The following is a 23,074-nucleotide window of genomic DNA, read 5'->3' as shown; positions in this document are numbered from 1 at the left end:
CCGATAGGGCACACTTTTTCCAAAAAGCCCTCCCTACCGGGGAGGGTTGGGTGGGGCTCATTCTTCCATATTATGGTAAACTGCCAATACGTCGTCGTCCTCTTCCAGCCTGTCTATTAATTTCATTACGTCAACGGCCTGTTCTTCGGTAACCGATGTGTGCGATTGTGCAATACGCTCCAGCTTGGCCGATTTTACTTCTATACCTTTTTCTTCCAAAGCTTTTTGCATCCTGCCAAAATCTTCAAAGGCGGTTTGGGCTACGGCTATGTCGTGGCCGTTTTCGTCGGTTTCAAGGTATAGTTCTTCTAAACCCGAATCTATCAGTTCAAATTCAAGTTCTTCCAAATCATGCTCGGCAGGCTCAAACCTAAATATTGATTTACGGGTGAATATAAAATCGAGCGAGCCGGTTTTGCCCAAACTACCGCCGGTTTTGGTAAAATAACTGCGCACGTTGGCTACGGTGCGGTTGGTATTATCGGTAGCGGTTTCAACCAGTACGGGTACGCCGTGTGGCGCATAACCTTCGTAAACCAGCTCTTCGTAGTTTGATTCGTCTTTATTAGATGCGCGTTTAATGGCCGCGTCAACCCTATCCTTAGGCATGTTAACCGCCTTGGAGTTTTGTATAACGGTGCGTAAACGCGAGTTTGTGGCAGGGTCGGCACCGCCTTCTTTAACGGCCATTACAATTTCTTTCCCCAAACGGGTAAACTGGATGGCCATTTTGGCCCATCTTTTAAATTTTCTCTCTTTACGGAATTCGAATGCTCTTCCCATTGTTATTATTTGTATTGTTTATTATTGGTTCATGGCCGATAGTTCATGGTTGATAGATGATTGTTCATGGTTTTAACGAAATGAGATCAATTTACAACTAAGAATCATGACTAACTATGAACATAATCTATTAACAAGGCTGTTTATTAAACCAAAGTACAATAGTAAAACTTTTTTTGCTTACCATAAACTATGAACCATCATCTATGAACTTCTCAACTATATACTTTTTTTAAATTGGTTAACATGTCTTCGGTCATTTTGGCTAGGTCGAACTCAATTTTCCAATCCCAGTCGGCTTGGGCAACACTGTCGTCTATTGATTTTGGCCAGCTATCGGCAATGGCCTGCCGGGGATCATTACCGGCATAACTTATGGTGAAACCGGGTATGTGCTTTTTAATTTCTTGGGCTAACATTGTTGGTGTAAAGCTTATCCCGCCAAGGTTATAACCTGCACGGGTGCTTAGTTTGTGGGCAGGTGCTTCCATGAGTTGCAGGGTGGCGCGGATGGCATCGTCCATATACATCATGGGTAATGCGGTATCTTCGGAAAGGAAACTTTGATAGCTCCCGTTTTTAATGGCTTCGTGAAAAATATGAACGGCATAATCTGTTGTGCCTCCACCGGGTGATGCCTTCCACCCTATTAAACCCGGGTAGCGTATGCTGCGCACATCAACGCCGTATTTAGTGTGGTAATACTCGCACCAGCGCTCGCCAGCCAGCTTGCTAAAGCCGTAAACGGTATTAGGGTCCATTACGCAATATTGGGGCGTATTATATTGCGGGGAGTGCGGCCCGAACACCGCTATGGAACTTGGCCAAAAAACCTTGGCTACTTTAAACTCAACGGCATAATCTAATATGTTTAATAAGCCGGTCATGTTTAAATCCCAGGCTAATTTGGGCTTTTGCTCGCCAGTGGCCGATAGCATGGCGGCCAGCAGGTACACCTGTGTAGGCTGGTGTTTGTTGAATATCTGATGCAGATTTTCTTTATCCATTACGTTGGCGTACTCAAAGGGGCCGTTATTACGGATAGCGTATATGGGGTTGTTAATATCGCAGGCTATAACCTGTTCTGCACCGTAAATTCCGCGTAAGGCGGTAACCAATTCGGTACCTATTTGGCCGTTTGCGCCAATCACCAAAATCTTTTCGTTCATAGCTTAAATATCACCTTCGGATTTGATGGCAAAGGTAAAAATTTGGTGGAAATGAATTGAATTTTAGCGCAAGCAAAGCGGCGTTGCGTACTATTTTGCACAAATAAATAGCATAGTTTGTTTATAGGGTTTATATAATTACCTAAAATTTATCATTAATGCAAAAAATTCTCATCTTTGAAGCTGGAGAATAGAGGCAAGAAGTAAGAGGCAGGAAGTAAGAATCAAGAAGTAAGAGACAGGAATCAAGATAGATAAACTATGATGGTTCTTAAATCTTGATTCTTGGATCTTGATTCTCACATCTTACTTCTTGATTCTCGCATCCTGATTCTTTATTCATATTATTCAAAATTAATTTAAAATGAAAGTCGCAGTAGTAGGCGCCACCGGTTTGGTAGGCACTAAAATGTTGCAGGTTCTGGCAGAACGCAACTTCCCGGTTACAGAATTGATACCAGTAGCTTCGGCAAAAAGCGTTGGTAAAGAAATTACCTATAAGGGTAAGCAGTTCAAAATTGTATCTATGGATGAGGCGATTAGCAAGAAGCCAGACATTGCCCTATTTTCGGCAGGTGGAAGTACCTCGTTAAACGATGCGCCGCGTTTTGCCGAAGTTGGTACCACTGTGGTGGATAACTCATCGGCCTGGCGCATGGATCCTACCAAAAAACTGGTAGTGCCCGAGGTTAACGCCGATGTATTAACTGCCGAAGATAAAATTATTGCTAACCCCAATTGCTCAACCATACAAATGGTAGTGGCCTTAAAACCACTGCACGATGCTTATCATATTAAACGTATTGTGGTATCAACCTACCAATCGGTAACGGGCACGGGCGTTAAAGCGGTTGACCAGTTGATGAACGAGCGTGCAGGTATTGATGGCCCTAAAGCTTATCCTTATAAAATTGATTTGAACGTTATACCGCAAATTGATGTTTTTGGCGACAACGGTTATACTAAAGAGGAGATGAAGATGATTAAAGAAACCCAAAAGATTATGGGCGACGATAGCATCCGTGTAACGGCTACAACCGTGCGTATCCCGGTAATGGGCGGGCATTCCGAATCGGTTAATATTGAGTTTGAGCGCGATTTTGATGTGGAAGAGGTAAAGACGCTATTGGCAAAAAGCCCGGGCGTTATTGTTACCGACGATATTGCCAACCTAAAATACCCAATGCCGCTTGACGCGCACGAAAAAGACGAAGTTTTTGTAGGCCGCATCCGCCGCGACGAAACCCAGCCTAACACCTTAAATTGCTGGATAGTAAGCGATAACCTGCGTAAAGGTGCCGCTACCAACGCCGTGCAAATTGCCGAGTACCTGGTTGCGAAGCATTTAATTGGCGTACCTGCTGAAGCGTAGAGCCTCACCCAACCCTCTCCTAATGGAGAGGGCTTAGATATTTATTGAATAGGGATGATCGGGAGATTATCCCTATTTTTGTTTCTGCAATACTTTAAATATTAAGTTAAAGAGTTATATTTGATTTTATGAATGAACTTTTCTTTTTAGTTGAAGAAGCTATAGAGGGCGGTTACACAGCAAGAGCTTTGGGCGAAGCCATTTTTACCGAGGGTGAGACTATGGACGAACTGAAAGCTAATATAAGGGAAGCTGTACACTGCCATTATGATGAAGATGCCATAATACCTAAGGTAATTCGTTTGCATTTAGTAAAAGAAGAAATCATCACCATGTAATGGTTGCCAAATTATCCAGGAATATTTCGGGGAAAGATTTAGTTAAACTTTTATCCCGGCACGGTTACGAAGTAGTGCGGCAAAATGGTAGTCATATTCGTATTACGTTAAAAAATAAAAAAGGTAGTCACCATATTACAATCCCAAATCACGACCCGATGAAAATAGGTACACTATCTGCAATATTAAACGAAGTTTCATCCTATTTGGGGATAGCTAAAGATGATTTATTGTAGTTTTGCTTAGAGGCCTATGCTCCCTTTTGTTTCCGAACCAGAATTTTTGAAATTTAGGGACTTATAGAATTTCTTTTAAAACCACCAAGGTTTTGATTTAATCGGGATGGCTATCACCTCAATAAATTTCTTACAATATCCCCCCCGGAATGGAAAATGTATCAGGTAAGACGGAAGATGTATTTTGGTGTTGACTGCGATAAATTTCTTACAATATCCCCCTCCCAACTTACAATTCACACCTTCCATCTTACCTGATACATCTTCCATAAAACTAACATCCTACCTGATACATTTTCTATTCTATCTAATACATTTTCCATAAAACTCAGCTATCTTTGCACCCGATTATGAAATACCTGGTAGTTGGTTTAGGGAACATTGGCCCCGAATATGCTGATACGCGGCATAATATCGGTTTTATGATATTAGATCAGTTGGCTAAGGAGGAGAACGAAAAGTTTCATACCATGCGCCTGGCTGCCTATACCGAGGTTAAACATAAGGGCCGCGTATTACATTTAATTAAGCCCACTACTTATATGAACCTGAGCGGAAACGCTTTAAGGTATTGGATGAACGAGCTTAAAATACCCTTGGAAAATGTGTTGGTACTGGTTGACGACCTTGCCCTGCCGCTTGGCACCCTGCGCCTTAAACCCAAAGGCAGTGCCGCCGGCCATAATGGGCTTAAACATATTGAGGCTACTTTAGGGCATAACAATTATGCGCGCCTGCGCTTTGGCATAGGCGATAACTTCCCCAAAGGCAAGCAAATTAATTTTGTGCTTGATGCCTTTGATAAAGATGAACTGCCGGAGTTACCGGCCCTGATAGACAGATCGATAGAGATGATAAAGAGCTTTGCCACCGCAGGTACCGAACTCACCATGACACGCTACAACAAGTAACATTTACAGTTACCGAACGTTTTTGTTAAAAATTATACTTCAAACTCTTATACCAGTACATCAACCTTTTACCAGTCGCAATACTCTAAAAGCAATTATGCCAGTTTTGCGGTGCGCTTTAATTACAGGTTTGGTAAGTTAAACAGCAGGATAAAGCAAAACCAGCGCGGTATTAATAACGATGATACCAAGGGCACCGGTACAAAATCGGGCGGAAATTAATAGCTTTGCTTTATGAAAGTATACGGTATAACCAATTGCAATACGGTAAAAAAAGCTTTGGATTGGCTTAAACAGCATAATGTAACTTACGAGTTTCAGGATTTTAAAAAACTGGGCGTTAGCATTGATAAATTAGAGGAGTGGGACAATAAAGCCGGTTACGAAAAGTTTTTGAACAAACAGGGCCTAACCTGGAAACAGCTTGACCCAGCTATAAAAGCAAGTATTACCACCAAAGCGGCAGCTCTTAACCTGTTGCAGCAAAAAACAAGTATGATTAAACGCCCCGTTATTGAAGATGGCGACTTTTTGTTTTTTGGGTTTGACGAAGCATTATACGCGGAGCAGTTTGGCAAAAGCTAATAAACACAAATAAAATAAGCTAATAATTAAAATTGAGGTAACAATTATTTTACCTATCGGTATTTCTGCAATTTTATTTTCATATTAGCCGCATATCAAAAAAATTTATTAAATGAAGTTAAAATTAATAGCAGGTTTTGCACTGGCCATTAGTGCAGGTTTGGTTACAAACGGCCAGGCACAACGCCGCCAGTTAGCACGCACATCAGATACGGTTGTTACAAACTATAGTTATCATGATGCTTTTGCGCCCTTTTTTTACACCAAAAACGGAACCGATTACCGTTCGGCAGGTGGCCAGCCCGGTGCAAAATATTGGCAAAACCGTGCCGATTATCTTTTGAATGCCAAACTTGATGAGCAAAAGAACGAAATAACCGGCAACGAAATTTTAACCTACACCAATAACAGCCCGGATAAGTTATCATTCATCTGGATGATGCTTGATCAAAATTTATTTAAAACAGATTCAAGAGGCTCGGCAATTGTACCTATCGGCGGTAGCCGCAATGGTGGCCGCGGCCAGGTTTTTGATGCCGGTTATAAAATAAAGGCGGTTAAGGTGCTATCAACCGTAGGCCAAAAAACCACCGTTACCGAAGTTAAATATTTAATTAACGATACCCGCATGCAAGTTTATCTGCCAAGCGATGTTGCAGCCGGTGGCGGACAGGTAAAACTGCAAATTGATTATTCGTTCATTTCGCCCGAATATGGGTCAGACCGTATGGGTATCCTGCAAACCAAAAACGGTAAAATATTTACCGTAGCGCAATGGTACCCACGTATGTGTGTTTATGACGATATACAGGGATGGAACACCCTGCCTTACACCGGTCCGGGTGAGTTTTACCTTGACTATGGCGATTTCAATATCAACATTACTGCACCGGCAAGCGATATTGTTGTATGCTCGGGCGAGTTGCTAAACCCACAAGAGGTTTATACTGCCGAACAGCAAAAACGCTGGGCACAGGCTGCACAAAGCGAGAAAACTGTAATTATACGTTCGGCAAGCGAGGTAACCGACCCAAAATCTCGCCCGGCAGGAAAAGTAGAGCTAACCTGGAAATTCAAAATCCGCAGCGCACGTGATGCCTCATGGGGAGCATCATCATCGTTCATCATCGATGCTGCTAAAATGGTTTTGCCAAGCGGTAAAAAATCAATGGCTATATCGGCCTATCCTATTGAAAGCGACAGCGCAAATGCCTGGAGACGCTCAACCGAATTTGTAAAAAAATCAATAGAGTATAATTCAAAAAAATGGTATGAGTACCCTTACCCATGTGCCACAGCAGTTGCCGGCGCACCCGGCGGTATGGAATACCCTGGCATAGTATTTTGCGGTTATACAGCAAAAGGCAGAGGCCTTTGGGGTGTAAACGACCACGAATTTGGCCATACCTGGTTCCCGATGATAGTAGGCTCTAACGAGCGTATGTACGGCTGGATGGACGAAGGGTTTAACACTTTCATCAACACGCTATCAACCGCCGATTTTAATAACGGCGAGTATAAGGCAGCCCGCGCGGCAGATATGCACCAAATAGGCGCATTTTTTACCGCACCTACGCTTGAGCCAATTTTAAGCTATGTTGATAACTTAAAAGAACGCAACAACGGCACTTTACTTTACTCAAAACCAAGTGCAGGTTTGGTTTTGCTACGCGAACAAATATTAGGCCCTGAGCGTTTTGATTTGGCTTTCCAAACTTACATTAACCGCTGGGCATTTAAACATCCTACTCCCGACGACTTTTTCCGTACCATAGAAAACGTTGCCGGCGAAAACCTGAACTGGTTTTGGAGAGGCTGGTTTTTAAACAACTGGAGGCTTGACCAGGGAATACGTACCGTTACCTATGTAAAAAACGACCCTAAACAAGGTGCCTTAATTACCATTATTAATAACGAAAAACTGGCTATGCCTGTTATTATGGATATTAAAACCGTAAGCGGTAAAGTTGAGCGCATAAAATTACCTGTTGAGGTTTGGGAACGCAACACCAGTTGGACGTTCACTTACCCATCAACCGAAGAAATTGAATCGGTAACTTTAGACCCCGACCACGTTTTGCCAGATTTTAATTCGGCTAACGATGTTTGGACCAAGGCTAAATAAATAGCATTTTAGTCTCTTTTCTATCGCCTCAAAATTGTGTATTTAATATACAGTTTTGAGGCGATTTTTTTATGCCTATCTTGCATAAAAATAAATCTATCAATGCTCTCAGTTGCTCACCAGGTTTTTTTAGCGGTTGCTGCTAATTTAAGTTTCTCTAAAGCAGCGCAGGTTTTATTTATTACACAGCCTGCTGTAAGCAAGCATGTTAAGGTACTCGAAGATCAATATAAAGTACCTTTGTTTGAGCGTAAAGGCGCAAGTATATCGTTAACCCAGGCGGGCCAAATGCTTTACAACCATTTGGTGAAAGCCAGCGAGATACAACGCAAAATAGAATACGACCTGTCAACCCTCAGCAATGTATCGCATGCTTCGGGCCATTTGCGGTTGGGCGCCAGTACTACTATTGCCCTCTATATTTTGCCATCTATATTATCAAACTTTCAGCGCGAGTTTACCAGTGTTGCCGTGCAACTGGTTAACCGCAATTCCGAATACATTTTAAATGCGCTACTTAGCCACGAGGTTGATTTAGGGATTATTGAGGTTGAAAATAAGCTCACAACCGTATCCTATCAGCATTTTATGAGCGACGAGGTTATACCCGTTTGCTCGTCAAAAAGTCCGCTGGCGGGTAAGGAGTTAAGCATTAAACAACTAACGCAAACTCCACTGGCTTTGCGCGAAAGAGGTTCGGGCACGCTGGATGCCTTGCTAAAGGCCCTCTCAGAACACGGCGTAAAATCGTCAGATCTTAATATCAAAATCAGGCTTGGTGGCACCGAGGCACTCAAAAACTTTCTACGGGCCGATCAATGCCTGGGTTTTATGCCAAAACCATCCATCATACGCGAACTTGCCGAGGGTGAATTAGTAGAAGTACCGGTTAAGGGCCTGCACATTAAACGCGACTTCTTCTTCATTCGCCGTAAAGGCACCGACGACGATGGGCTTACCAGCAACTTTATTCAGTTTGCCATGCGGGATTTGTAATTTTTTTAAAAACTACAAACTATAGTTTAATTGATATGTAATTATATTAACCATTATACATACTGGTTAATTACAAATAAACATCTATAACTATGGCAACTTTAAATAACCGTGTGGTAGCTATCCTCACGGAAGAAGGATTTGAGCAAATTGAACTAACCAGCCCAAAACAGGCACTTGAGGCAGCGGGGGCAACGGTACACGTCATATCGCCTAACGGCAAAAGCACCGTTAAAGCCTGGGATAAAACCGACTGGGGAATTGAGATACCCGTAGACAAAAAGTTAAGCGATGCCAACCCCGACGATTATGATGCCCTGGTATTACCAGGCGGCGTTTTAAACCCGGATAAATTAAGGCAGAACAAAGATGCTATAGCCTTTGCATCGGCATTTTTAGATGAGGGCAAACCTGTAGCCGCTATATGCCACGGCCCGCAATTGCTGATAGAAACCGGTTTAATAAAGGGGCGCAAACTAACATCGTACCCATCATTACGTACTGATTTAATTAACGCCGGTGCCGAATGGTTTGATGAAGAAGTAGTGGTTGATAATGGCCTGGTAACTAGCCGTACCCCTGCCGACTTGGAAGCCTTCAATAAAAAAACTATTGAAGAAATTGCCGAAGGCATCCACCAGGATTAATGTACATATGCTGTTGCAACCTTCCATAAAAATGTACTGCGGCAATACCGCAATACATTTTTATTATAGCCACCTGGGGCAATTTTAAAAGTTACATTTAACTTACTAAACTATTACCGCCAGTAGCCACCTACCCAAACAGAACCACCGCGTATATTGTTCCAATGGCCTGATACCCATACATGGCCCCTGCGTAAATGTTGGTAATGTGGGTTTACATACACATAACGGCGACCTTCCCAACGCCACTCTCCCGGAATCCATACGGCATCGCGGTAAGGCGCCGGCGGCCTTACAAATACCGGTTCAACCGGGCGGGTACGTACAAAAACTCTTACCTGTGCGTTACTTGCAATTGCTGTGGTTATCAATATGGTAAATACCATCAAAAATTTGCTTATCGTTTTCATAATAATTGTTTTTATTATTTTAACTAAAGCAAAATTAAAAGGTTTAATTTTTTGCTGTGTTAACAAACGTTAAAACAGCACAACACTTAGATTATCGATACAATGACGACTTGTTTTCAGTGTTGTTAGTTTTGTTTTTTAGCTATATCGCCAATAATCATATCGGCATGTACGCGCGAGTTTTCTATAAACCACAGGTGCGTATCCATACCGCCGCAAACCACACCGGCAAGGTAAACACCGGGCAGATTAGTAGTTTCCATGGTATCTGGATTGTATTGTGGCAACAGCTTTTCGTCGGCAGAGAGTTGGATGCCTAATTTATTCAAAAATTCAAAATTAGGTTTATAGCCCGTCATGGCCATCACAAAATCGTTGGCAATGGTTATCATCCCATCGGGTGTTTCAATATCAACTTCAAACTGGCGTATCTCTTTTATTGCCGAATTAAAGTAGGCCTTAATACTACCTTCGCTTATCCGGTTAACAATATCGGGCCTAACCCAATATTTAACGCGGCTGCTTATTTCGCTGCCACGTACCACCATAGTTACATCGGCACCTTTGCGGTAAGTTTCTAAAGCTACATCTACCGACGAATTGCTTGCTCCCACCACCAATACCTTTTGCATGGCAAAATAATGCGGGTCTTTATAGTAATGCTGCACCTTGGGCAAATTTTCGCCGGGTACATTGAGTTTAACGGCTACATCGTAAAACCCGGTTGCTATAACAATGTACTTTGCTGTGTAAGTGGCTTTTGCTGTGGTAATGTGATAAATGCTATCAATACACTCCATATGCTGTACCTCTTCAAACAAATTAATTGGCAGTTTATTTGATACCGCAACGCGGCGGTAATATTCCAGCGCTTCGGCACGAGTTGGCTTAACGTTGTTTGACACGAAGGGCACCCCGCCAATCTCCAACTTTTCCGAAGTCGAAAAAAAAGTCATGGTTGAAGGGTAGTTGTATAACGAATTAACCAGTGCCCCCTTATCAACTATCACAAATGATAGTCCGGCTTTCTGGGCTGCCAGTCCGCACGCTAAGCCTATTGGGCCTGCGCCTATAATAAAAATATCGAGCATGTTTTATTTGTTTAGATATCCGGGAGCTAAAACATCCTGAAAATCTGTTGTCTTATCTATCAGGGCCTTGGCAAACGGGCACAAGGGTACAATTTTAAAATGATGTTGGCGGGCGTAGTCCACTCCTGCTGCTACCAGTTGCGCGCCAATATGCTGCCCCTTCAACACATCCGACACCTCGGTATGGTAAATAATCATTTGATCGCCACTCATGCCATAAGCCATCTCGGCATCCCAATGGCCATTTTGTTCTACATAAAAAGAACCGCGGTTGTGTTTTTCTTCCCGTTCAACTTTCATAAGATGTAATTTTTTAGCAACGGCAATTTAGCGATTTGGTTTGAGTATAATATGCCCCGCTGCATATATTAACCAAAGTATTAAAAATTGCACATGGGTAAATATTGGGTACTAAATAAACTTTACAAATAAAAATTTGCAAACTATTTAACCTGGAAAGCTAAAGCTGATAACATTTTCGGCAATGAATATTGCCCCGCCCTAAGATAAAGAAAATAAAAAAGGGTAAGCACCTTTTATCGCACCGCTACAACCCTCTACCCTTGCTGCGTTCCCACCCTGGGGGAGTTCAAGAGGAGCTGGTCGTAAAAGACTTACCCCGCCACAAAAGTAGCAATTTTGCCCATAGTATGAAATACCGCAGCTTAAAAAGTTAAAATAAGTGTAACCTTATGTTAAATAATTTGGAACGGGCTGAAACAGAGCGTCTCTAATTTTTACAATTATTTTCGCTATAACCTGGCATCAAACTACTCAAAAAATACATTATTTACCTTTTTAAATACCGCCACTTAACCGAAATTATTGAAATACAACTCCTTAAACGGCGTCCAAATCTGGTTATGGCCGCCTATCATCGGCCTGGATAAAACGGTTATACTTTGCGGCAAAAAATCAAATTGGTATTGCTTATCGCTAATTTTGGGCCACACCTTCTGGAATGGCGCAGCAGGTACATTTTTGGCAATAGTAATATGCGGTACCGCGTCCCACTTTTTATCCCCAAAAACCTTCCTGATGTGGGTAAACCAGTTGGTAACTTCGGGGTTCAGCTCAATTTTGGCATAAATAGTTGCGCCGGTATCACCCTGTTTAAAAAAGCTAAAGCCGTTAACCTGTAAAGTAATCGGGTTTAAGCGGCTGATGGGCCGTTTATACCAATCCAGTTTCTGTATCATTGTGCCGGGCATTTGCCGGTACTGCCTGCTTACGCTGATGTGTGCCTGGCTATACATACCTTCGTAGTTGCCAATTAGCCTTGCGGTAGCCTTTTTATACTTACCTATCACCTCCAATACTTCTGCCGGTGGCGCAATCATCATCATATAATCCCAATAGGTGCTTACATTAATATCCATACACCAAATATACAAATTACTAAAAAAGTTAGTAATTTATGTTTAAAATGAATAGCTTTGGTAAATGGTTAACAAGCGCCATATTGTACACATTGATCTCGATTCGTTTTTCGTTTCGGTAGAGCGGAAGTTTGATCCTTCGCTCATCGGCAAGCCGGTAATTATTGGCGGCTCTGCCGAACGCGGCGTAGTGGCCTCGTGCAGTTACGAGGCCCGTAAATTTGGCATACACTCGGCCATGCCCACGCGCCAGGCACTTAAACTTTGCCCGCAAGCTATTGTCATACACGGCACACACAGCCGCTACTCGGAAGCATCGCAACAGGTAACACAAATTATTGAGGAGGCCGTACCGCTGTTCCAAAAAACATCGGTAGACGAATTTTATATCGACCTTACGGGAATGGATCGCTTTTACAATGCCTACCAAATAGCGAGCGAATTGCGGCAAAAAATTATTAAAGATACCGGCCTGCCTATTTCGTTTGGCCTGGCATCCAACAAAACGGTTGCAAAAATGGCTACCAACCAGGCCAAACCCAATGGGCAGTTGTTTATTGAGCATGGCAACGAAAAACAATTTATGGCTCCGCTGCCTATTGGTAAAATACCCATGCTTGGCGAAAAAACCTGCCAAAAATTATACAGCTATGGCATAGAAAAAATTGCCGACCTGCAACGCGTTGAGCTTCGTTTTTTAGAAACCGTATTTGGCAAAGCCGGACGCTTTATTTGGGAAAAAGCCAACGGCTTGGATGATAGCGAGATTATCCCCTACTCAGATCGTAAATCCATCTCGACCGAGCATACCTTTCATCAAAACACTGCCGACCGCAAGGCACTCGAAGATATTTTGGTATCGATGACGGAGGAACTGGCCTTTAAGCTGCGCAAGGAAAACGAACTTGCATCGTGCCTGGCTATTAAAATACGTTATGCAAATTTTGAAACCCATACCCAGCAAGAAAAAATAGCCCTTACCGCCGCCGAACATATTTTAATACCGGGCGTTAAAAACCTGCTTAAAAATGCCTGGAACCAAAGCAGGCCCATTAGGCTTATTGGCGTTAAACTGAGTAACCTGTGTACAGGCAACTATCAAATTAATTTATTTGAAGATAACGAAGAACGCATTAGCCTTTACCGCGCGCTTGATAAAATTAATTTTAGATATGGTAATAAAACCGTATGCCGGGCAGCAGGTATGGAAATTGGCGCACGCAATTTTAACCCGTTTGAAAAGCAATGAACGCCTTTTTAAAAATAAAACATACCAATACGTCAGTATTTAAAAAACCGACTAAACCTTGCATCATTTTAGCCGTTTAACTTACGTATTACTCAGCCGCCCAAGTTGAGTTAAGAACGTTCTTTATTTTGGGTTTAATCAATAGTTTAAATTAATTAGGGGAAAGAGGGCACTATTCGTAGTGTCCTCTTTTGTTTTTTGTAGCGTAGTTGTGTAACGGAGGGCTGATAAGAGCTGCCTTGCGCTAAAGACAAATTAGCAGCAGATACTCAAACAGAAAAATTACGGAACCGTTATATTAGCCCGGAAAGGATTAAAAAACAACACCCGGCCTGCTTTACAGTACCGGATGCTGTTCAATCACTTAATTTTTAATGTTGGTGTCCTCTTTTTCGGGAGTTTTGGGTGCTATGCCTTTGTCTAAATCCAACGTGTACGCCGCTTCGGATGCATCATCGGCTTGTTGTAAAAGGTCGGCATCGTGAGCGTCATCATGTGGTACACTGGTTTGATCGTCGTCAAAGCCATTAGAATGAATATCTTGCTGACTTTGTTGATCTTCGGACTCTGAATTTTCAGAATCGTCTAATGGTATCTGGTTTTCGGGAGTAATCATGGTGTTGTTATTTTATTTTACTAATAACGCCCCAGCGTATAGGTTGTTTGTAATTAGCCCAATAAATAATATAATAATCTTATTCCGCTTCTTCGTCTTCGTCGTCAAAAGCAGGTGTGTTGTGCCGCCTGTTTATTTCGAGCAGGTTTGCAATGGGCCTTTGGAAACCCATTAAGATTAACCCTACAAATATTTTAGCCACAGATAACAACAAATATCCAACGTTAGGATTAGTTGCCGACAATTCATTTTTTTCCTGATAAATAACAAACACGAGCCTGACAAGCACAGGCACTTCGCTGGCAACCATATAGCCGCCCACAATAATTACGCATAAGCCAAACATAGTTGAGCGGTGCATATTTAAAGCAATGGTATCTTCGTCAAAGCCACCATCAAGCTTTAACACATTAATAATTAACTCCGATTTAAAAATGAACAGATAAGGCAATAAACCATTAATAACCGTAACAACCGCATATAAAACACAAGTTTCCAACGATGGCGACATTGTAAATACAACTATTAAAATCTGAAACACAGCAAGTAAAAAATCCTTAATTAATAAAAGGCCTAAAATTTTCAGTACAATGCTAAATAAGGTTCGTAAGCTCATGAGTGTTTAGGCTGTTTAATTGCCACTCTAAATTAAGTTTTAAAAATGAAATTATTTAATTTCACTAAAAAATTAGACTGGGAGGATGTCTTTGAGCACGTCCTTTGGATTACATGCCATGCATATTATTAACTGATGCATTTGATTACAAGCGCGTAAATGTTATTCTCTTTGAACCTCGCATAGTGTAATAATACTCTCATAGTAACCATAAAATTGAATTTTCGGCTGCTACCCTTCAAAATGGCACGAACAAAAAATAGAATACAGACGGTAAGGCGACAAAAAAAGCCCTTCAGATCATCTCTAAAGGGCTATATCCAGTGGTCGCATCAGGGCTCGAACCTGAAACCTACTACTTAGAAGGCAGTTGCTCTATCCAGTTGAGCTATGCAACCATCGCAAATTGCTTTGCGGGTGCAAATATACACAAAACCTCTAACTTAAAAAAAATTGAGTTTTAAATAATGTAAATCAATGGCTTTGCTTTTAAAAAACAGGTTAAAAACACTGGTTACGTACCTGCTACCGCTTAGTTTGCTCAATAAGCCATTTGGCTAAATCGTAGGCGGCTTTGTCGTTATCATAGTCTGCGGGTAGTTGTCCGTTGGTATATTCATTGTACAACCAGGGGTCGCCAACGGCAAAAACAACTCCCTTGCCATATTGTACAGTAGCCATTAAAACCGCCCCGTTTTTTGTGTAGGCAGCGTGTGCTTTTCCGCTCAGGGTGATGGATGCCATATCTTTTAAATAAACCTTTTTAGCAGTTTTAAATATGGGGTCGTTATCGGGTATTATTAAAGTACCGGCGGCAATATTGTTGCCAATAACATGGTTTTGTAAATCGTCGTTAAAATGCAGTCCGAAGGCTTTAGCTAGTTTATTGGTACCGGGCAAGTTAACATTGGCACTATCATTAGCCAGTATAACCAAAACGCCACCGGCTTTTACCCAATTAGCAATAGCTTTTACATGTGGCTCTTCAATATCATTAGGCTTTGCGGTTTCCTTTTTATTGTCCGGGTCAACCACAATATAAATATTGCTACCCTTTAGGCTTTGGGCCGAGGGTGCAACCTCAAGGGTTTTTAAGATACCGCCGTTTTTTACAAAAGCATCGCCCCAGTTTGAGTAGCCGCTTAAATCCTTTTCATCCCACATATAGTGGAAACGCTCCATTTCGCCAGCGGGCGTTTTGCGGAACTCGTGGTTAAAAAAATAGTCTAAAGTAACTACCGTTTGTGCCCTTGCCGATGATATACCCAGGCCTGCGGCAAGCGCAACAAACAGGGCCGATTTAATTTTTTTCATAAATAATTACACTTTACAATGCTTAGCGACAATAATATTACATAATTATTTTACAAACCGCAAACCATTTTATTTTAATGCCATTTAGGCCCTATTACTAACCTAGCCGGTGTTTAAACAACGGCTAGGTTAAACCAGTTTGTAATTTTCAATAAAAATACCTGCTAAAATTACCCTTACCCTACATAAACCCATGCAATATTTAAAGGCATATTGGGTTTATAGCAAACAGGGTTAAAAAAACTTTTATATTTGCCCCTTTAGCTAACAAAGCATTTAATTGAATCTAAATTTGTACTTGTGCCTGATAGTATAGTTATTGTACCCACTTATAACGAGAAAGAGAACATTGAGCGCTTGTTGAACAAGGTGCTGGGGCTTGAGCACGATTTCCATATACTTATTGTTGACGATGGTTCGCCCGATGGTACAGCCAATATTGTAAAAAGTATTCAGAGAGATTATCCCGACCGCCTTTTTATTGAAGAACGCTCGGGCAAACAAGGCCTCGGTACTGCTTATATTCATGGTTTTAAATGGGCGGTTAAAAACCATTACGATTATATTTTTGAGATGGATGCCGATTTTTCGCATAATCCGGACGACCTGATCCGCCTGAGGCAAGCTTGCGTTGAAGGTGCCGATGTGGCCGTAGGTTCGCGCTATGTGAGCGGTGTAAACGTAGTTAACTGGCCCATGAGCCGCGTAATGATGAGTTATTTTGCATCTGTTTATGTACGCTTTATAACCCAGGTGGAAATACAGGATTTTACGGCAGGCTTTAAATGCTTTAAACGCCGGGTGCTTGAAGCGATTGAACTGGACAAGATTAAATTTGTTGGCTACGCTTTCCAGATAGAAATGAAATATACAGCCGTTAAGCATGGCTTTAAAGTGGTAGAAGTGCCGATAATTTTTACCGACCGCACGGTGGGCACCTCCAAAATGTCGGGCGGGATATTTAAGGAAGCTTTTTTTGGCGTCATCAGCATGCGCATCAATGCCATGTTCAGGAAATATCCTGAGGGGTGAAAAAAGTCAAAAGTCTTGAGTCAATAGTCTTGAGTTAACAACCCTAAGCTTGTATAAGACCTCCGACTCAAAACTATTGACTCAAGACTATTGACTCAAGACTTCTTTCTACTTTCACCTTTGAGCTTTAATTACTAATTTCGTTGGCAATGAACGAGAATCTCGATCCCAATCTTGAAAACCTTACGCCAACAGACCGCGATATTGAAAAAGTTTTGCGTCCGCAGGCTTTTGAAGATTTTACCGGTCAGTATAAAATATTAGCCAACCTTAAAGTATTTGTTCAGGCGGCCAAGCAGCGCGGCGAAGCTTTAGATCATGTTTTGCTGCACGGGCCTCCGGGTTTAGGCAAAACCACGCTATCGCACATTATTGCTAACGAAATGGGTGCCGGTATCAAAATAACATCGGGCCCGGTATTGGATAAACCCGGCGACCTGGCCGGCTTACTTACCAACTTAGAAACCGGCGATATTTTATTTATTGATGAGATACACCGCCTTAGCCCCTTGGTTGAAGAATACCTGTATAGCGCAATGGAAGATTTTAAGATAGATATTATGCTGGAGAGCGGCCCTAATGCGCGCTCGGTGCAAATATCGCTTAACCCTTTTACCTTGGTTGGCGCAACAACGCGTTCGGGCTTGCTTACTGCACCTTTGCGTGCCCGTTTTGGTATTAATTTGCGCCTGGAATATTACGATGCCAAACTGCTCACTACAATTGTGCTACGCTCGGCATCAATATTGCGCACCGGCATACGCGAAGATGCTGCTTATGAAATTGCCCGCCGCAGCCGCGGTACCCCGCGTATTGCAAATTCGCTTTTGCGCCGCACGCGCGATTTTGCCCAGGTAAAAGGTAACGGACAAATTGATACCGACATAGCCCGTTATGCCCTAAACGCCTTAAACGTAGATGAGCACGGCCTCGACGAAATGGACAACAAAATACTGCTTACCATTATTGATAAGTTTAAAGGCGGCCCTGTTGGCTTAAAAACCATTGCCACCGCCGTTGGCGAAGATGAAGGCACCATAGAAGAAGTTTACGAACCCTTTTTAATACAGGAAGGCTTTTTAATGCGCACATCGCGCGGAAGGGAAGCTACCGAGAATGCTTACAAACATTTAGGTCGATTGAAATTGGGTGGCAACCCATCGTTGTTTTAGCGGGGGTTTTGGCCAACCTTTGCTATATTTGTTATAATGGTTATCAATTAATAAAGTTGTTATGCAAACTGCTAATAAGTTATCTAACATGCAAATTGAATTGTTAAAGCTTTTTCAATACAATTTACCCGATAAGCAATTAATAGAGATCAAAAATATGCTTGCCAAATATTTTGCCAAATCTGCTACGGAAGAAATGGATAAATTATGGGACGAAAACGGTTGGAATGACAGCACTATGGAAGATTGGGCGAATGACCATTTAAGGAAATAGCGTTTCCATGATTGTCATTTTAGATACTAATGCACTTTTAGTGGCTATTCCCAAAAGATCGGTATATAGGCCAATTCTGGATGCTTTGGTTGATGGCAAATTTGATTTGATATTAAGCAATGACATTTTATCAGAATACGTTGAGATATTGCAAAGAAAAGCAAATTCAATCGTCGCCAATAACATAGCAGAAATGCTTTTAAATCTCGAAAATTTGAAAAAAGTTGAGGTTTATTTTGAGTGGAAGCTAATTGACCAAGATTCTGATGATAATAAATATGTAGATGCTGCAATAGTAGGCGGTGCAGATTACATCGTCACTAACGATCAACATTTTAAAGCACTTAAATATGTTGATTTTCCAAAGGTAAACGTTATTTCAATAGCCGAATTTCTAAAACTAATTACAGTTTAATTATAGATTCAATATTTCTATAAATCCCATCTGCAATACATGAAAAAATATTTTTCTGCTTTCGTACTCCTGCTTTCGTTCGCTTTTGTTAAAGCCCAAACCATCACCAACATAACCGATCCGGTTGAATATATTAACCCGCTGATGGGTACGCAATCAAAGGTCGATTTATCTAACGGTAACACCTACCCTGCCATTGCCTTGCCCTGGGGTATGAACTTTTGGACACCCCAAACCGGTAAAATGGGCGATGGCTGGCAGTATACCTACGATGCCGATAAAATACGTGGCTTTAAACAAACCCACCAACCTTCACCCTGGATGAATGACTATGGCTGTTTTGCTATTATGCCGGTTACCAAACATTTAAAGGTTAGCCAAAACGGGCGTGCAAGCTGGTTTTCGCACAAGGCCGAAACCGTTAAACCTTATTACTATAGCGTTTACCTGGCCGATGCCGATGTTACCACCGAAATTACACCAACCGAGCGTGCCGCACAATTCAGGTTTACCTATCCGCAAACCGATAGCTCCTTTGTGGTGATAGACGCGTTGGACAGAGGTTCGTACATTAAAGTTATTCCTAACGAAAAAAAAATCATCGGTTACAGCACCAAATACGCACGCGGGCCACTCAAAAACTTTAAAAACTACTTTGTTATTTACATTGATAAGCCTTTTACTATGGCTTACACCACACGCGATACTACTTTAATTAAAGATTCGCTGGAGACAAGCAACAAACATGCAGGTGCCGTTATTGGCTTTAAAACGGTTAAGGGCGAGCAGGTGCATTTAAGGGTGGCTTCATCTTTTATTAGTTTTGAGCAGGCCGAACTAAATTTAAAACGCGAGATAGCCAACGATAGCTTTGAGGTTACCAAACAAAAAGCCAAAGCCGTTTGGAACAAAACACTCAGCCGCTTAACTGTTGATGGCGGCACGGTAGACCAAACCCGTACCTTTTACTCGTGCCTTTACCGCATGTTGTTTTTCCCTAATAAACTTTACGAGATAGATGCTAACGGCAAACCCACGCATTGGAGCCCCTACAATGGTAAAATTTTGCCGGGTTATATGTTTGCAGGTACCGGCTTTTGGGACACCTTTAGGGCGCTCTATCCTTTCTTAAACCTGGTTTATCCGTCGATAAACAAAGAGATGCAGGAAGGGTTGGTTAACGATTATAAAGAAAGCGGCTGGTTGCCCGAATGGAGCAGCCCCGGCCTGGCCAATGTAATGGTGGGCAATAACTCGGCCTCGGTAGTAGCCGAAGCTTATTTAAAGGGCTTGCGCGGCTATGATATTAATACACTGTACGAAGCACTAAAACATGGCGCCAATAACGAGGGGCCCATATCCGCCGTAGGGCGCAAGGGTGTTCAATATTATAACGACTTGGGCTACGTACCTTATGATGTTAAAATAGACGAAAACGCGGCCCGCACGTTGGAATATGCTTACGACGATTTTGCCATATCGCAACTGGGCAAGGCCCTAAATAAACCTAAAGATGAGGTTGACCTGTATGCCAAACGCAGCCAAAATTACCGCAACCTTTTTGATAAACAAACCGGCCTGATGCGCGGCAAAAATAAGGATGGTAATTTTGAAATGCCGTTTAACCCCTTTAAATGGGGCGATGCCTTTACCGAAGGTAATAGCTGGCACTATACCTGGGGCGTTTTTCATGACATTAACGGACTGATGGGTTTAATGGGCGGCAAAAAACAATTTGTAGCCAAGCTCGATTCGGTATTTACGCTCCCGCCGATTTTTGACGAGAGTTATTACGGCGAAGTGATACACGAGATACGCGAAATGCAAATAGCCAACATGGGCCAATATGCACATGGCAACCAACCCATACAGCACATGATATACCTGTACGGCTATGCCGGTGAGCCCTGGAAGACCCAGTACTGGGCCCGTGAGGTAATGAACCGAATGTACAAAGCTACGCCAGATGGCTATTGCGGCGATGAAGATAACGGCCAAACATCGGCCTGGTACGTGTTTTCGGCAATGGGTTTTTACCCGGTTTGCCCCGCCAGCGACCAATATGTTTTAGGCGCACCGCTATTTAAAAAACTAACCTTAAAACTGGAGAACGGCAAAACCATAGTTATCAATTCGCCAGCTAACAGTGCTGCCAATAAATATGTGAGCAGCATTACCTACAACGGCAAACCTTACGATTTTAACTGGTTAAGCCATAAGGCACTGCAACAGGGAGCAATTATTAACTTCCAAATGTCGGCAACACCAAACAAGCTGCGGGGTACAAAGGATGTTGATTTTCCGTATTCGTTTTCGAGGGGGTATTAAATTTGATGGAAGATGTGAGAGGTAATATGGAAGATGTGTTATCGTATTTTAGCACCCTTATCCGACAATAAATAGATTTTGCCTTTGCGATCTAAAATTTTCGATTGTTGTGTTACTATTGCCACATCTGCATTTTCTATTATTGCTATGTCTCGTGAATCGTGAAAATCTATATCAGATAATTCACGATATGTATACATCCATAATTTGGTATTGTAATAAGAATAGCCAGCCGTAATGTAATTTCGCTTCAAATAATGCGCAAGTGATATAAATTCGCTTTTTTCATTTCTATTAAACTTTGAGTAAGCTATTGATGAATCTGCTTTAATCTCGTCCTGTGTTCGCCCCGGACAACCATTTATTTTTATTGTGTCTTCGTTAAATTCGTAACTGATATTGCAACCGTTAGAACCTGGCAATTTCCGCATAAGTTCATTCATTCTTATCAAAGAATCCTGTACATGGTTAGTGTTATTCCTAAAAACGATTGTGTTTCTTTCTACAGGATTATTATTACATCCGCCCCATATAAAACCTAAAATTGCAAGAATAAAAAAGTGCTGTTTTTCCATCTACTCCAAATAATAATGCTTTATCCGGTTAAACTGGTCGTCTAACTCGTAAACAAGCGGGGTGCCGGTTGGTATTTCTAAATTGGTAACTTCTTCGTCGGTTAATTTATCAATGTATTTTACCAGGGCGCGCAAACTATTACCGTGTGCCGAAATGATAACCTTTTGATTTAACCGCATGGCCGGCATAATATGCTCCTGCCAAAAGGGTAAAACCCTGTCCATAGTCTCGCTTAGGTTTTCGGTTAGGGGTAGTTCCCGCTCGGTAAGATGCTGGTAACGCAAATCCTTACCGGGATAGCGGTCGTCGTCTTTAGTAATAGCTGGCGGGTGTTCGTTAGGGTCGCGGCGCCATTTTTGCACCTGCTCGGCGCCGTATTTGGCAATGGTTTCGTCTTTATTTAGTCCCTGTAAGGCACCATAAAACCGTTCATTTAACCTCCACGATTTTTCTACCGGTATCCATAAATGGTCAAGCTCTTCCAATACATAGTGCAGGGTTTTAATGGCGCGCTTTAAAACCGACGTAAAGCCAATATCAAAATTATAACCGTGCTGTTTTAATATTTGCCCGGCTTTGTGCGCCTGTGTGTAGCCGTTGGCCGACAGGTCAACATCCGTCCATCCGGTAAAGCGGTTTTCGTGGTTCCAAACACTTTCGCCGTGGCGTATCAAAACTAATTTTTGCATGGTATATAAAGTTAACCTTGTTTACCCAATAATTTTTGTTTGATATTGTTTTAAAAACATTTACATTTAAAGGTATAATTACAGCTAACCAATTGCAATTATAAACCAGTTAAAAACCAAACAACCTTAAAAATTTATGAGCGACACTACATTTGTCTCCCTGAAAGAGAACACTGCTAACCCTGCACCCTTAGGGCTGCTGGCCTTTGGCATGACCACCGTTTTGCTAAACTTTAAAAACGCCGGCTTTATTGAAATGAGCCCCATGATATTGGCTATGGGCATTTTTTACGGGGGCATTGCCCAAGTAATTGCAGGTATTATAGAAGCTAAAAAGAACAATACTTTTGGTTTAACCGCCTTTACGTCATACGGTTTTTTTTGGCTATCGTTGGTTGGTTTAATTATTATGCCTAAACTGGGCTGGTTTGCGGCACCGAGCAATAACTCCATGATAGCTTTTTTAACCATGTGGGGTATTTTTACCTTGTTGCTGTTTTTTGGCACATTTAAGCTTAACCGCGCCTTGCAATTTGTATTTGGCTCGTTAACAATATTGTTTTTTTTATTAGTTGCCGCCCACGCAACCGGCAACGAAAGCATTGAACACCTTGCCGGATATGAAGGCATCATCTGTGGAGCATCGGCCATATACACCGGCGTAGCGCAGGTATTGAACGAGCTTTACGGCAAAACAGTTTGGCCGATAGGCCCGGTGGCTTAGTTAAGAGCTAAATTATTGTATAACAGC

General features: G+C 42.0%; 26 protein-coding genes, 1 tRNA gene and 1 other RNA gene. 15 read left to right on the top strand and 13 right to left on the bottom strand.

Annotated features, from left to right (window positions below; translation table 11 throughout):
• Nucleotides 1–57 precede the first annotated feature (57 nt).
• Both BDD43_RS13015 and BDD43_RS13010 read right to left on the bottom strand, forming a co-directional pair.
• Nucleotides 58–783, bottom strand: a complete 726-nt coding sequence (locus tag BDD43_RS13015) for a YebC/PmpR family DNA-binding transcriptional regulator (protein WP_121198077.1) — start codon at nucleotides 781–783, stop codon at nucleotides 58–60.
• A 215-nt stretch (nucleotides 784–998) separates the two neighbouring features.
• Nucleotides 999–1,952, bottom strand: coding sequence for an NAD-dependent epimerase/dehydratase family protein (locus BDD43_RS13010; RefSeq protein WP_121198076.1), 954 nt, complete (start codon nucleotides 1,950–1,952; stop codon nucleotides 999–1,001).
• 364 nt (nucleotides 1,953–2,316) lie between these two features.
• Between BDD43_RS13010 and BDD43_RS13005 the strand changes: the two genes are divergently transcribed.
• From BDD43_RS13005 to BDD43_RS12970, 8 genes are all read left to right on the top strand, one after another.
• Nucleotides 2,317–3,324: an aspartate-semialdehyde dehydrogenase gene (locus BDD43_RS13005; protein ID WP_121198075.1), complete on the top strand. Its 1,008-nt coding sequence runs from the start codon at nucleotides 2,317–2,319 to the stop codon at nucleotides 3,322–3,324.
• A gap of 128 nt (nucleotides 3,325–3,452) precedes the next feature.
• A complete protein-coding gene (locus BDD43_RS13000) occupies nucleotides 3,453–3,662 on the top strand; it encodes a type II toxin-antitoxin system HicB family antitoxin (protein ID WP_121198074.1) in 210 nt (69 codons plus the stop codon).
• Complete coding sequence (locus BDD43_RS12995; protein ID WP_121198073.1) at nucleotides 3,662–3,898, top strand: type II toxin-antitoxin system HicA family toxin; 237 nt, start codon at nucleotides 3,662–3,664, stop codon at nucleotides 3,896–3,898. The genes BDD43_RS13000 and BDD43_RS12995 overlap by 1 nt, the downstream gene beginning before the upstream one ends.
• A gap of 350 nt (nucleotides 3,899–4,248) precedes the next feature.
• Entirely contained in the window at nucleotides 4,249–4,809 is a 561-nt protein-coding gene (gene pth / locus BDD43_RS12990; RefSeq protein WP_121198072.1) for an aminoacyl-tRNA hydrolase, read from the top strand.
• 234 nt (nucleotides 4,810–5,043) lie between these two features.
• Nucleotides 5,044–5,394: a Spx/MgsR family RNA polymerase-binding regulatory protein gene (locus BDD43_RS12985; RefSeq protein WP_121198071.1), complete on the top strand. Its 351-nt coding sequence runs from the start codon at nucleotides 5,044–5,046 to the stop codon at nucleotides 5,392–5,394.
• A gap of 112 nt (nucleotides 5,395–5,506) precedes the next feature.
• Nucleotides 5,507–7,519 carry a M1 family metallopeptidase gene (locus BDD43_RS12980; protein WP_121198070.1) on the top strand — a complete coding sequence of 671 codons (2,013 nt, stop codon included), beginning with the start codon at nucleotides 5,507–5,509 and terminating at the stop codon, nucleotides 7,517–7,519.
• A gap of 102 nt (nucleotides 7,520–7,621) precedes the next feature.
• Entirely contained in the window at nucleotides 7,622–8,515 is an 894-nt protein-coding gene (locus BDD43_RS12975) for a LysR family transcriptional regulator (RefSeq protein WP_121198069.1), read from the top strand.
• A 92-nt stretch (nucleotides 8,516–8,607) separates the two neighbouring features.
• Nucleotides 8,608–9,162, top strand: a complete 555-nt coding sequence (locus BDD43_RS12970) for a type 1 glutamine amidotransferase domain-containing protein (protein WP_121198068.1) — start codon at nucleotides 8,608–8,610, stop codon at nucleotides 9,160–9,162.
• A gap of 113 nt (nucleotides 9,163–9,275) precedes the next feature.
• On the opposite strand, the gene BDD43_RS12965 is transcribed toward BDD43_RS12970, so the two are convergent.
• From BDD43_RS12965 to BDD43_RS12945, 5 genes are all read right to left on the bottom strand, one after another.
• Nucleotides 9,276–9,572, bottom strand: a complete 297-nt coding sequence (locus tag BDD43_RS12965; RefSeq protein WP_147425629.1) for a YXWGXW repeat-containing protein — start codon at nucleotides 9,570–9,572, stop codon at nucleotides 9,276–9,278.
• Nucleotides 9,573–9,697: 125 nt separating this feature from the next.
• Nucleotides 9,698–10,663, bottom strand: a complete 966-nt coding sequence (locus BDD43_RS12960; protein ID WP_121198066.1) for a YpdA family putative bacillithiol disulfide reductase — start codon at nucleotides 10,661–10,663, stop codon at nucleotides 9,698–9,700.
• Between the two features lie 3 nt (nucleotides 10,664–10,666).
• Nucleotides 10,667–10,963 (bottom strand): GNAT family N-acetyltransferase, encoded by a 297-nt coding sequence (locus BDD43_RS12955; protein WP_121198065.1) that lies wholly within the window; start codon nucleotides 10,961–10,963, stop codon nucleotides 10,667–10,669.
• Between the two features lie 222 nt (nucleotides 10,964–11,185).
• Nucleotides 11,186–11,283: signal recognition particle sRNA small type (ffs, locus tag BDD43_RS12950), an RNA gene on the bottom strand.
• Nucleotides 11,284–11,475: 192 nt separating this feature from the next.
• Nucleotides 11,476–12,042, bottom strand: coding sequence for a 2'-5' RNA ligase family protein (locus BDD43_RS12945; protein ID WP_121198064.1), 567 nt, complete (start codon nucleotides 12,040–12,042; stop codon nucleotides 11,476–11,478).
• A gap of 64 nt (nucleotides 12,043–12,106) precedes the next feature.
• Here BDD43_RS12945 and dinB point away from each other — a divergent pair, with 64 nt between their 5' ends.
• Nucleotides 12,107–13,291, top strand: coding sequence for a DNA polymerase IV (dinB, locus tag BDD43_RS12940; RefSeq protein ID WP_121198063.1), 1,185 nt, complete (start codon nucleotides 12,107–12,109; stop codon nucleotides 13,289–13,291).
• A 364-nt stretch (nucleotides 13,292–13,655) separates the two neighbouring features.
• On the opposite strand, the gene BDD43_RS12935 is transcribed toward dinB, so the two are convergent.
• The 4 genes from BDD43_RS12935 to BDD43_RS12920 form a co-directional block, all read right to left on the bottom strand.
• Nucleotides 13,656–13,907: a hypothetical protein gene (locus BDD43_RS12935; RefSeq protein ID WP_121198062.1), complete on the bottom strand. Its 252-nt coding sequence runs from the start codon at nucleotides 13,905–13,907 to the stop codon at nucleotides 13,656–13,658.
• Between the two features lie 79 nt (nucleotides 13,908–13,986).
• On the bottom strand, nucleotides 13,987–14,523 hold the full coding sequence (locus BDD43_RS12930; protein ID WP_121198061.1) for a hypothetical protein: 537 nt from the start codon (nucleotides 14,521–14,523) through the stop codon (nucleotides 13,987–13,989).
• Nucleotides 14,524–14,847: 324 nt separating this feature from the next.
• Nucleotides 14,848–14,921: transfer RNA gene (locus BDD43_RS12925), tRNA-Arg, on the bottom strand.
• Between the two features lie 127 nt (nucleotides 14,922–15,048).
• Entirely contained in the window at nucleotides 15,049–15,837 is a 789-nt protein-coding gene (locus BDD43_RS12920; protein ID WP_121198060.1) for a DUF4350 domain-containing protein, read from the bottom strand.
• A gap of 300 nt (nucleotides 15,838–16,137) precedes the next feature.
• Here BDD43_RS12920 and BDD43_RS12915 point away from each other — a divergent pair, with 300 nt between their 5' ends.
• From BDD43_RS12915 to BDD43_RS12895, 5 genes are all read left to right on the top strand, one after another.
• Nucleotides 16,138–16,869, top strand: a complete 732-nt coding sequence (locus BDD43_RS12915) for a polyprenol monophosphomannose synthase (RefSeq protein ID WP_121198059.1) — start codon at nucleotides 16,138–16,140, stop codon at nucleotides 16,867–16,869.
• 149 nt (nucleotides 16,870–17,018) lie between these two features.
• The gene (gene ruvB, locus BDD43_RS12910; RefSeq protein WP_121198058.1) at nucleotides 17,019–18,041 is read left to right on the top strand and encodes a Holliday junction branch migration DNA helicase RuvB; all 1,023 of its coding nucleotides are present in this window, start codon (nucleotides 17,019–17,021) and stop codon (nucleotides 18,039–18,041) included.
• Between the two features lie 61 nt (nucleotides 18,042–18,102).
• The gene (locus BDD43_RS12905; RefSeq protein WP_121198057.1) at nucleotides 18,103–18,315 is read left to right on the top strand and encodes a hypothetical protein; all 213 of its coding nucleotides are present in this window, start codon (nucleotides 18,103–18,105) and stop codon (nucleotides 18,313–18,315) included.
• A gap of 7 nt (nucleotides 18,316–18,322) precedes the next feature.
• Nucleotides 18,323–18,730, top strand: coding sequence for a putative toxin-antitoxin system toxin component, PIN family (locus BDD43_RS12900; RefSeq protein WP_121198056.1), 408 nt, complete (start codon nucleotides 18,323–18,325; stop codon nucleotides 18,728–18,730).
• A gap of 39 nt (nucleotides 18,731–18,769) precedes the next feature.
• Nucleotides 18,770–21,058, top strand: coding sequence for a GH92 family glycosyl hydrolase (locus BDD43_RS12895; RefSeq protein WP_121198055.1), 2,289 nt, complete (start codon nucleotides 18,770–18,772; stop codon nucleotides 21,056–21,058).
• 38 nt (nucleotides 21,059–21,096) lie between these two features.
• Here BDD43_RS12895 and BDD43_RS12890 read toward each other — a convergent pair whose 3' ends face one another.
• Nucleotides 21,097–21,633 carry a hypothetical protein gene (locus BDD43_RS12890; RefSeq protein WP_121198054.1) on the bottom strand — a complete coding sequence of 179 codons (537 nt, stop codon included), beginning with the start codon at nucleotides 21,631–21,633 and terminating at the stop codon, nucleotides 21,097–21,099.
• Nucleotides 21,634–22,323 (bottom strand): 2,3-diphosphoglycerate-dependent phosphoglycerate mutase, encoded by a 690-nt coding sequence (gene gpmA, locus BDD43_RS12885; RefSeq protein ID WP_121198053.1) that lies wholly within the window; start codon nucleotides 22,321–22,323, stop codon nucleotides 21,634–21,636. It abuts the gene before it with no gap.
• Nucleotides 22,324–22,459: 136 nt separating this feature from the next.
• Here gpmA and BDD43_RS12880 point away from each other — a divergent pair, with 136 nt between their 5' ends.
• Nucleotides 22,460–23,047: an acetate uptake transporter gene (locus tag BDD43_RS12880; RefSeq protein ID WP_121198052.1), complete on the top strand. Its 588-nt coding sequence runs from the start codon at nucleotides 22,460–22,462 to the stop codon at nucleotides 23,045–23,047.
• Nucleotides 23,048–23,074 lie beyond the last annotated feature (27 nt).

The sequence above is a fragment of the Mucilaginibacter gracilis genome (genome assembly GCF_003633615.1).
GTDB lineage: Bacteria > Bacteroidota > Bacteroidia > Sphingobacteriales > Sphingobacteriaceae > Mucilaginibacter > Mucilaginibacter gracilis.
This window is presented reverse-complemented; position numbering and strand designations above follow the sequence as displayed.

Coding starts and splice junctions, on each gene's coding strand:
- BDD43_RS12905 (WP_121198057.1), top strand. CDS start 18,103: ATGCAAACTGCTAATAAGTTATCTAACATGCAAATTGAATTGTTAAAG.
- BDD43_RS12880 (WP_121198052.1), top strand. CDS start 22,460: ATGAGCGACACTACATTTGTCTCCCTGAAAGAGAACACTGCTAACCCT.
- BDD43_RS13005 (WP_121198075.1), top strand. CDS start 2,317: ATGAAAGTCGCAGTAGTAGGCGCCACCGGTTTGGTAGGCACTAAAATG.
- BDD43_RS12895 (WP_121198055.1), top strand. CDS start 18,770: ATGAAAAAATATTTTTCTGCTTTCGTACTCCTGCTTTCGTTCGCTTTT.
- BDD43_RS13015 (WP_121198077.1), bottom strand. CDS start 783: ATGGGAAGAGCATTCGAATTCCGTAAAGAGAGAAAATTTAAAAGATGG.
- ruvB (WP_121198058.1), top strand. CDS start 17,019: ATGAACGAGAATCTCGATCCCAATCTTGAAAACCTTACGCCAACAGAC.
- gpmA (WP_121198053.1), bottom strand. CDS start 22,323: ATGCAAAAATTAGTTTTGATACGCCACGGCGAAAGTGTTTGGAACCAC.
- BDD43_RS12900 (WP_121198056.1), top strand. CDS start 18,323: ATGATTGTCATTTTAGATACTAATGCACTTTTAGTGGCTATTCCCAAA.
- BDD43_RS12920 (WP_121198060.1), bottom strand. CDS start 15,837: ATGAAAAAAATTAAATCGGCCCTGTTTGTTGCGCTTGCCGCAGGCCTG.
- BDD43_RS12960 (WP_121198066.1), bottom strand. CDS start 10,663: ATGCTCGATATTTTTATTATAGGCGCAGGCCCAATAGGCTTAGCGTGC.
- pth (WP_121198072.1), top strand. CDS start 4,249: ATGAAATACCTGGTAGTTGGTTTAGGGAACATTGGCCCCGAATATGCT.
- BDD43_RS12890 (WP_121198054.1), bottom strand. CDS start 21,633: ATGGAAAAACAGCACTTTTTTATTCTTGCAATTTTAGGTTTTATATGG.
- BDD43_RS12965 (WP_147425629.1), bottom strand. CDS start 9,572: ATGAAAACGATAAGCAAATTTTTGATGGTATTTACCATATTGATAACC.
- BDD43_RS12945 (WP_121198064.1), bottom strand. CDS start 12,042: ATGGATATTAATGTAAGCACCTATTGGGATTATATGATGATGATTGCG.
- BDD43_RS12935 (WP_121198062.1), bottom strand. CDS start 13,907: ATGATTACTCCCGAAAACCAGATACCATTAGACGATTCTGAAAATTCA.
- dinB (WP_121198063.1), top strand. CDS start 12,107: ATGGTTAACAAGCGCCATATTGTACACATTGATCTCGATTCGTTTTTC.
- BDD43_RS12955 (WP_121198065.1), bottom strand. CDS start 10,963: ATGAAAGTTGAACGGGAAGAAAAACACAACCGCGGTTCTTTTTATGTA.
- BDD43_RS12930 (WP_121198061.1), bottom strand. CDS start 14,523: ATGAGCTTACGAACCTTATTTAGCATTGTACTGAAAATTTTAGGCCTT.
- BDD43_RS12985 (WP_121198071.1), top strand. CDS start 5,044: ATGAAAGTATACGGTATAACCAATTGCAATACGGTAAAAAAAGCTTTG.
- BDD43_RS12975 (WP_121198069.1), top strand. CDS start 7,622: ATGCTCTCAGTTGCTCACCAGGTTTTTTTAGCGGTTGCTGCTAATTTA.
- BDD43_RS12995 (WP_121198073.1), top strand. CDS start 3,662: ATGGTTGCCAAATTATCCAGGAATATTTCGGGGAAAGATTTAGTTAAA.
- BDD43_RS13000 (WP_121198074.1), top strand. CDS start 3,453: ATGAATGAACTTTTCTTTTTAGTTGAAGAAGCTATAGAGGGCGGTTAC.
- BDD43_RS13010 (WP_121198076.1), bottom strand. CDS start 1,952: ATGAACGAAAAGATTTTGGTGATTGGCGCAAACGGCCAAATAGGTACC.
- BDD43_RS12970 (WP_121198068.1), top strand. CDS start 8,608: ATGGCAACTTTAAATAACCGTGTGGTAGCTATCCTCACGGAAGAAGGA.
- BDD43_RS12980 (WP_121198070.1), top strand. CDS start 5,507: ATGAAGTTAAAATTAATAGCAGGTTTTGCACTGGCCATTAGTGCAGGT.